The organism is Helicobacter heilmannii (genome assembly GCF_001283065.1).
GTDB lineage: Bacteria > Campylobacterota > Campylobacteria > Campylobacterales > Helicobacteraceae > Helicobacter > Helicobacter heilmannii.
The window spans coordinates 1-7,288 of sequence record NZ_CDMK01000002.1 but is presented as its reverse complement, the minus strand read 5'-3'; the positions used below and the strand labels follow the sequence as shown (position 1 = coordinate 7,288).

At 40.1% G+C, this 7,288-nt stretch carries 6 protein-coding genes and 2 pseudogenes; 6 read left to right on the top strand and 2 right to left on the bottom strand.

The window, feature by feature from the left end; genetic code table 11:
• Positions 1-269 precede the first annotated feature (269 nt).
• Positions 270-1,085 (bottom strand): annotated as a pseudogene (locus AOG36_RS08560) (transposase).
• A gap of 26 nt (positions 1,086-1,111) precedes the next feature.
• Here AOG36_RS08560 and AOG36_RS09005 point away from each other — a divergent pair.
• The 6 genes and pseudogenes from AOG36_RS09005 to AOG36_RS04245 all read left to right on the top strand — a co-directional run.
• Positions 1,112-1,259, top strand: a pseudogene (locus AOG36_RS09005) (transposase); the annotation flags it as partial.
• A gap of 107 nt (positions 1,260-1,366) precedes the next feature.
• Positions 1,367-1,909, top strand: a complete 543-nt coding sequence (locus AOG36_RS04265) for a hypothetical protein (protein ID WP_053825599.1) — start codon at positions 1,367-1,369, stop codon at positions 1,907-1,909.
• Between the two features lie 208 nt (positions 1,910-2,117).
• Positions 2,118-2,318, top strand: a complete 201-nt coding sequence (locus AOG36_RS08680) for a hypothetical protein (RefSeq protein ID WP_015106890.1) — start codon at positions 2,118-2,120, stop codon at positions 2,316-2,318.
• The gene (locus tag AOG36_RS04255) at positions 2,306-2,893 is read left to right on the top strand and encodes a DUF262 domain-containing protein (RefSeq protein ID WP_015106891.1); all 588 of its coding nucleotides are present in this window, start codon (positions 2,306-2,308) and stop codon (positions 2,891-2,893) included. Before AOG36_RS08680 ends, AOG36_RS04255 begins: the two co-directional genes overlap by 13 nt.
• Before the next feature lie 116 nt (positions 2,894-3,009).
• Positions 3,010-3,744 carry a hypothetical protein gene (locus AOG36_RS04250; protein ID WP_156294634.1) on the top strand — a complete coding sequence of 245 codons (735 nt, stop codon included), beginning with the start codon at positions 3,010-3,012 and terminating at the stop codon, positions 3,742-3,744.
• A 34-nt stretch (positions 3,745-3,778) separates the two neighbouring features.
• Positions 3,779-4,720, top strand: a complete 942-nt coding sequence (locus AOG36_RS04245) for a hypothetical protein (protein WP_129593202.1) — start codon at positions 3,779-3,781, stop codon at positions 4,718-4,720.
• Between the two features lie 1,563 nt (positions 4,721-6,283).
• Here AOG36_RS04245 and AOG36_RS04230 read toward each other — a convergent pair.
• On the bottom strand, positions 6,284-7,285 hold the full coding sequence (locus AOG36_RS04230; RefSeq protein WP_015106896.1) for an alginate lyase family protein: 1,002 nt from the start codon (positions 7,283-7,285) through the stop codon (positions 6,284-6,286).
• Between the last annotated feature and the right edge of the window lie 3 nt (positions 7,286-7,288).

Here is a 7,288-nt window from a genome sequence, read left to right as displayed (position 1 = left end):
TCTCTTGCTTAGGTGTTAAAAACCACCCCCAACACTCCATGAACACTTTTTTCAAAGCTTTAGCTAGAGATTTTTGCTTTTTAACCCCCTTACAGATCTATAAATAGTTTTCGGGAGGGCAAGCGAAGCTTGCAGTTTTTCGCATGTCCGCAAGCGTTGATTCAGCACCCGTTTTAGCAAAAATGGGGCTATTGTGGCAAAAATAAATCTGTGAATCACCCCTCCCTAAAGGGAACGCAAGCCGATGGCTTGCGCCTAACTAACAGAAACTAGCGTTTCTTAAGCTGACAGAGGCTTTGCTGTTTGGAGTCCGCAAGGCTAATTCCTAACCCAAGAGACTTTAACCCCGCTCTTAAGATGTTCTTAGCAGCATTGATGTCTCTATGCTCTGTGTATCCACATATTCAAACCGCTCTTTTGTTTCACATTCTTAAGTTTAGCTCTTTTGGTTATATTCTTTACTTGCAAGTTCTCAACGACTACCAATTCAAACTTGTCAGAAAGTCCGCTTGTGATTTTGTGGGTTCTATCCTCCTTTTGAGATTTAGATTTAGTAAAAATGGCATTTAAACGATTTTGGCATTTGTAAAAATTCCTCCCTAAACTTTGTTTTTGGTCTGTTTAGACTTTAAAATCCTACGACTTTGTTTTTTTGCAGTCTTTTAAAAGCTAAATCGTATTTAGTCAAGTTAAATATCTTAGAATGCGTAGGAATGAGAGTTACATCACTTAAAGCGATGTCGTGGATATTTAAATCTATACCTATAGCTTTGTCTGTGGGCTTTAGTGTTTTTAAAGGCGTGATGTCCTTATGGTATTCCACACTAAAGCTCACAAAATAGCATCCATCCAAATAAGAAAAGGTGATTTGTTTAATGGCGCAATTTTTGGGCAAATCCCTAGACCAACGCACCTTAAAGTCTTGGCGCATGAGTCTTAAAATCTTGAATCGCTTGTTGTAATCTCTGATAGAGTAGCCTTGATTGTTCCAGTTAAAACTTTCTTTGACTTTTCTCTAGGGTCTTGTTCGTGTTGTATTGTTCTTGTTGTAAGTTTAGGCAGATGTTATAGGCTTGGTTGTCAATGAAAAAATGGTGCTTGAGTAAAGCCTTTTGCTCTTTTGTGTGAGGACTTTGAAAGCGAGTTAGTAGAGTTTACTAAAGAAACTTCGCTGCGCTCGTTTTGATGGAGAGTCTGATCATGTGCATTTGCTCACCAACTACCCACCCAAAGTGAGCATTTCTAAGCTAGTCAATTCCTGACTATGTGTCTAGGTGCGCTGCTTACATCTTAGCCCTAAAGGGCGGAGTTTTATAAAGAAGATTATTTGTTTGATCATTTTGACAGACAATATGAAAAGGGAACTATGGATACCGAGTGGGACAAGCTTAAAGATGTAATAAATAAATTTTGGAGTTTTGCTGTCAATGGTGGTAATAACAGCACAGAGACCAAGCGAAAAATTTTTCATTATCTTGGTTTTCTGATTTATGCAGAAAAATATAGAATACATGACTTGCATCAAAAATGGTTAGACTATGGAGATGATGAAAAGTTTGCCGACTTCCTTTTTAAAGAAGTGAAACAATATATCCAATCCTCTCTAAATGGCAAACAACTAGAAGATTTGATTTACCCACAGAATAAAAAAACCATACAAAACATCCTTTTGCTCTTTAATTTGGCTTATATGATCAAGGAGTTTTCTTCTTGCTTCAAATTTAACCGTTTTGTCGTCGAGCAGTGGAGTTTGGAACACATCTATGCACAAAACTCTGAAAGTGTGTGCCCCATCAAAGATAAAGCAAATATAGAAGAAAAAGAGGAAGAAATTAAAGAATGGCTTGAAGAAGTGATGGAATATCTAAAAGATGATAATCCTAGAGAAAAAAACTTAAAAAACTCATGAGAAACTCTCGCAAGGAAAAAGGGGTGAATTTTTCAACATATCTCGACACTCACAGATTATTGGACAAAATAGATAAGGCTTTTAAAGAAAAAGTGGCATTACACTGATTGTAAAACCTCACTTTATTGGATTTAAAATCCAATAAAGAAATCGGTAACTACATCTTCAGTAAAAAAAAGAAATTGAAGAGCGTGGAAGGCGCGGCAGGTTGATCCCCATTTGTACGGAAAAAGTGTTTAAAAATGAGTTTTCTAGCCAAGAAAGACACTTAAAATATCCATATATCTTCAACAAACAAGACCAAGAAGACTATTTGAAGGAAATCAAAAAATATTTAAAAGGATATTTGCCAAAACCCAAAGAGTCAAAAGAAGACGACAACAATAAGGACAATGCATGGAACGCATGAACTTTTTAGATTTTTTAAACCATTCTCCTAACATAGAAGTTCCCATGTTGCAAAGAGATTATGCGCAGGGACGACAGTCCAAAGAGAGTAGAAATATAGCCAACAGATTTTTGGATGCTCTTTTTGAAGTGATAGAGTTTGAAGTTAAGAAGGGTCATGAAAAAGATGCGAAGGATAAAAAATCCGCCTTGCACCTTGACCTCATTTATGGTTATATAGATCAAGATGGAGATAGAGAAGTCTTTAAACTCATCGATGGACAACAACGCATCACCACTCTATGGCTTTTGCATTTTCTTTTGTTTAGACAGGCAATGTGCTTAGATGTCATTAAACCACAGCTGACTAAATTCACCTACCACACAAGGCAGAGTTCTAAGGAGTTTTGCGAAGAACTGTTAACAAAATCTGATTCCTTTGCAACCAACAAGCTTCCTAGCGATGCGATCTCGGCACAAAGTGGGTTTTTTGTACAGATGATGACCTTGAAAACGACCCCACCATTAAAGCCATGGTCTGCACCCTCGATCGCTTATATACACGCCTATCTCACATTAAAAACAAGGATTGGTTAAACTCTGCCGATAGCTTGAAAAATAGATTGGGTCGCATCACCTTCAGTGTGATCAACATGAAGAAATTTAGATTAGGCGAAGAGCTTTACATTAAGCTAAATGCGCGGGGCAAAGCCTTGAGCAAATTTGAAAACCTCAAAGCCTTTATAGAACAGAACAACGAGGAGATTCCCCTTGAAATCTTGGGTGCTATGGATAATAAATGGAGCGATTACTTTTTTGACTCTACAAATCCAAAAGCTTTTGATGTACGCTATTTTCATTTTTTACACTATGCCAATGCCTTTTTTGCACTAGCTGAGAAGACAAAGGATAAGATTGAAGATTTGCTTGATAGAAACCTCATCATCGATGATCGCTATAAATATGTGCGGAAAAAAACCAATCTATCCGTACTGGATAAAATGATGGATGTATTTGGTGTGTTAAAAGATTTGCAAGATGGGCATGATTTAAAAGATTTATTGGAGAGTTTAAAAGCTTTAAATCCTGTATTCAAAGGTCCTGATTTTTTCAAAGATAATTTTTTCGAAAAAGACAAACAAGGCAATACAACAGACAAAAAAGAAGAACTTACAGGAAAAGAAATTTGTTATTTTTTTGCGTTGCTCTTTGTATTTGCCAAACACCCTTTTGTACTCGACAAACCCCCAAAAGCCGAGTACAAAAGACCACAATTGGACCAAAAATTACAAGAAGAACTGCAGGATTATTTTAGAGTGGTGCACCACTTGGTTGAGAATTTTTATTTTCAGCTCAGTAAAATCCCTGGATTTTTCAACCTTCTAGACTTTGTGTCCGGTGTCTTTAATAGTGAACACAGAGCAAAGGGCATTACAAGAAACCAGTGATCACGCCTACCTCTTGGGTTATGAGGGCTTTTTGTTGGATTTTAGCAAGGAAAATGGTCAAGAAAATTTACAAAACTTTACAAAGTTCTCCCGACTCACCAAAGACATTTTGGACATCTTTTTTTGCAGAAAAACTCACGATTTGGGTGTGTTGCAAAGGGCTTGGTTGTGTTTTGGGGATTACAGCATTGAAATGAAAGATAATCGAGAACCAGATGAAAAGAGAGAGGATAAAGATAATTGGTTTTTTGGTAACCGCTATCAAGTGGAGGAGTTTCGCTACAGAAATCCAGTGTTTAAGTTATTTGCCAATACACCCTATTTTTGTAATCTTTTAGATCATTTGGCGAAACTGGGTGCCACTCGAGCTAACTTAGTCGAAAAAATGTGTTCCATTGTTGCAGACTACACACAGCAAAAAGAGCAGCTGGTCAAGAGGTCTTGGTGGGAACAATGTCTTTTGCAGGATGAGGAATTGTTTAAATATATCAACACTAATCAACAAGTTAAAGAATGTGGGTGCATTAAAATAGAAATAGGAAAAGAAAAAGAAATAGAAGAGGGGAGAGTTTACCTTTTGAAGGGGCAAAGGAAAGTCTTGAAAAAGAAAAACTCTTCTTTTACGAGTCTTCTAGGTTATGTCTTTTACAACTATTGTAAAAAAGAGGTTTTAGAGGGATTAGGTACATTTGAAGGCGGTGAGTTGGGTCAACGCCAATTTGCTGTGAAGGACGGCGATAAAGAATTTCCGGTAATTATAGAACATAAAAGCATTAAACTTGTTAGCCCTGTAAACGAGGACACGGCAGACGAGGACACAAAAAAGAAAAATATGGGTACCATCCCCATCAAGTTCAAAAACACGGATATTTTCAAAGTGTTTGAAAGGGCGATGCAAGAAATCCAAAAAATCATCTACAGCAAACACCCAGATACACCCATAAACAATGTCTATAAACGCGCTCTCCATCACTAAAGTTAGGGGATTCTAACTTTAGAGGAGACCTTGGCTTTAAGCTAGCCTCTACTTAAAATCTTGTGTTTTCCATTTCAAGGGTTGATGTCCCAACCCCAAGGGGTGTTGCCATGATTGTGGCTTGGATACTGGCATAGACGCGCGCTGGCCTTAGGGCATAAAAGATATCCCTCCTTTCAGTGTGCCAATCAAGCCTTATCAACCCCCATACCCAATAAAACCTCCAATGCGCTTTTGTTGTATCCCTCCATACACCTAAAACCCTCATTTAACAAAAGCACGGAGTAAAGCCCATCCTTATCCTAACTCAAGACAAGCAATCTAGTAGGTGGAGATTCTATACCCTCCCATACGAAAGCTTTGACCCTATTAACACAAGTGTTAAAATCTTTACATAGCTCCCACACCGCACACTTTGTACACATCCTTTAAAAAGGTTACAACAAATTGAACAGCAAGGGTAAGGGCGTTTGTTTAATCCCCACCGCACTCGAGTGTATGGCTTGGTGGGTTATGTGGTGTTAACTTAAGACAGATGTGAAGACCTAGAACTCGATTATGCAACCGCCCAAAACATAGGTCTTGTCTTTAAACCTAAGTTTGTTGCTTGTTTGTATTTTGCGCAGATTGGGGATGTAAGGCTAAATCATAGGATGGTGTGGCAGTTTCTAAAGTAGGAAACACTGCTGGACTGGATGGTTCTCTTTGCACCTAGCCAATCTTTAATGATGCTCTGACCATAAAATCTACAATGTTTGCAAAAAAACCATGCCTTTCACGACAAAAGTTGTGCTTTTGTTACCAAAACCACTTAGCATTAAGATTAGCTTCTCTTTGCCCCCAAAATCACCCAAAAGCAATATAACAAATCAGCCGCCTCCACAGTTTACAGTCTACACAGGCCAACAAAGCCAGGGCATATCCACTTATGCCGCTACCTTCATGAATGGCTTGCAACGCTCGTCCAATCGTGGTATTCATGGAACACCAGCCCCATGGTGGGCTTTGATGTGATGGTTGAGTATCAGCATTACTTTAACGATTGTGGGGCGCATTCTAGCTAGGCCCAATCACACAAAGCTGAGCAAGAAATACCCACCAAGGCACCAACATTTTTAAGCTTTTTCAAATAAAAGTCAAACTAGAGTTCATGGCCCAAGAAAATAAAAATTTGGCAGAACTCTAAAAAAGGAGATGGAATGTTCGCTAAACACTCCAAAATAGATAGTGTAGGACGCACCAGAGGAATGGTCCAAGAGCAAAGAAGGGTTGGGGACCGCCCCACAATGACTTTACAACTACACACAGAGCAGGAGAGGGTTGTACAAGATTTGAAAGGCATCAGGGATAGTTTGACAGCCCAACTTGTGTTGTTTAACCGCATCATTTGCAATAACTCCCATTGTTTCCACTGCAACATCACGCCTAAAGGTTCTAAGGAGTGCTTTTACTGCAAAGAGTTTATGAGAAGAAGGTGCGTTGCCTTGAGCAAATAAAATCTTTGGTATTCTCCTTGACATGAGTTGGTGGGGTGGTTCGTCGGCGCAGTGTTGGTTGGCATGCCTAATCCTTGGTTCTTAAAGTGTCGTTGAAGTGTAATCTGAAGCGGTCGTCCTGAAAGTCTTCTTGCTGGAGTACTTCTTGCCCCGCTGTGCTTTTGAAATACTGGTTCAATAAAAGGAAATAAGCATCGTGGTGGATACCCATCAAGTTTGCTTGGTAGTAGGGGAAGGTCTTGGGATTTAGTACCCACTTAGCGGTGGTATCATAGGCTTTAAAGAGTTTTTGGGCTGCGCGGCTATGCCACAGATCAAAGCCATTTTCGGCGAGCAGTTGTCCCGCTACACTGATGGGCGTGAGCGCAAAATGCGTGTAGGCAATGCCTTTAATGCCCTTATTAGCTCCGCTATTATAGTGGGCGGTGTTGCTGCGTACAATCTCTTTAGCCATCACCCCCTGTCCATCAATGGCGTTTAAGAGCCACTCTTGCCAGCGGCGCGCCATTTGTTGTAAAAGGGCATGGTCGTTTAGCACTAAAGCCGCGCTCACGCCAAGGAGCACGCCCCACGCCCCAATGTTGTTCTCTTTATGCTCTCTAGAGAAGGCTAACATACGGTGCGAAAAGTGCTCAAAGGCTAGGCTGGGGTATTTCGAGCGGATGAAGAGATAGGCCATGTTCATATAGGGCATGTAGAAGTTGATCAGATTTTTAGCCTCCTTAGAGCCCACCACTTGCAGGTCTTGTGCCCACTTGTCTAAAATCTCTAATGCCCTCTTGGCATAGCCGGGCTTTTGTGTGTTGGCAAAGCCTAAAGCCAAATCATAGGCAAGGGTGGCGGAGCGTTTAAACTCTTTGGTGCAAAAATCCGCCTTGCGCTCGCCCGTGTCCGTGTAGTGGGGCAGGGTGTTTAACTGATCGCAGGTGTGGATTTCTTTAGAGAGTTTGCGTTTTAAATGGATGGCTTGCTCAATAGTTGGGGCGTTAAAGTGTTTGAAAATCAAGGGCGTAGCAGATAGGGGGGCAAGGGTGCAAAGGCACAAGAGGGCTTTAGCGCAAAAAGCCATATT